Annotated in this window: 1 pseudogene; it reads left to right on the top strand. The window is 75.5% G+C overall.

The window, feature by feature from the left end:
* A pseudogene (locus EHS43_RS45110) lies at positions 1-1,001 on the top strand (DEAD/DEAH box helicase); the annotation flags it as partial.

Genomic DNA, 1,001 nt, shown 5'->3' with positions numbered 1-1,001 from the left:
CCGTTCGCCCGCTCCCTCCTCTTCGGCTACGTCGCCCAGTTCCTGTACGAGGGCGACTCGCCCCTCGCCGAGCGCCGGGCGGCGGCCCTCTCCCTGGACTCGCGTCTGCTGGCCGAGCTGCTGGGCCAGGCGGAACTGCGCGAGCTGCTCGACGCCGAGGTCCTGACCGAGCTGGAGCGGGAGCTCCAGTGGCTCTCCGAGGACCGCCGGGTCAAGGACGCCGAGGGCGTCGCGGACCTCCTCCGCGTCCTCGGCCCGCTCACCGACGCCGAGCTGGCCGAGCGGGGCGCCGAGCCGCAGTGGGCGAAGGACCTCGCCGGAGCCCGCCGCACGATCAAGGTCCGGGTCGCGGGCGCGGACCACTGGGCGGCGATCGAGGACGCGGGCCGCCTGCGCGACGCCCTGGGCACAGCGCTGCCGGTCGGCGTCCCGGAAGCCTTCACGGAACCGGTCAAGGACCCCCTCGGCGACCTCCTCGCGCGCTACGCCCGTACCCACGGCCCCTTCACCTCGGCGACGGCCGCCGCCCGCTTCGGCCTGGGCACGGCGGTCACCGAGGGCGCGTTGCAGCGCCTGGCGGCGAGCGGACGCGTCGTACAGGGAGAGTTCCACCCCGCGGGCATCGGCCAGGAGTGGTGCGACGCGAACGTGCTCCGCCGCCTGCGGCGCCGCTCCCTGGCGGCCCTGCGCCACGAACTCGAGCCGGTGCCGCCCCCGGCCCTCGCCCAGTTCCTGCCGCAGTGGCAGCACATCGGCAGGGGCCACTCCCTGCGCGGCATCGACGGACTGGTGCGTGCGGTCGAGCAGTTGCAGGGCGCCTCCGTGCCCGCCTCCGCCCTGGAGAAGCTCGTCCTGCCCTCCCGCGTCACGAACTACACCCCGGCGATGCTCGACGAGCTCACCGCCGCCGGAGAGATCGTGTGGGCCGGAGCGGGCGCCCTGCCCGGCAAGGACGGCTGGGTCTCCCTGTACCTGGCGGACGCGGCCCCGCTGCTCCTGCC

The sequence above is a fragment of the Streptomyces sp. RP5T genome, from assembly GCF_003933965.1.
Classification (GTDB): Bacteria; Actinomycetota; Actinomycetes; order Streptomycetales; family Streptomycetaceae; genus Streptomyces.
Note: the sequence above shows the minus strand (reverse complement) of the source record. Positions and strands in the feature narration are given on the sequence as shown.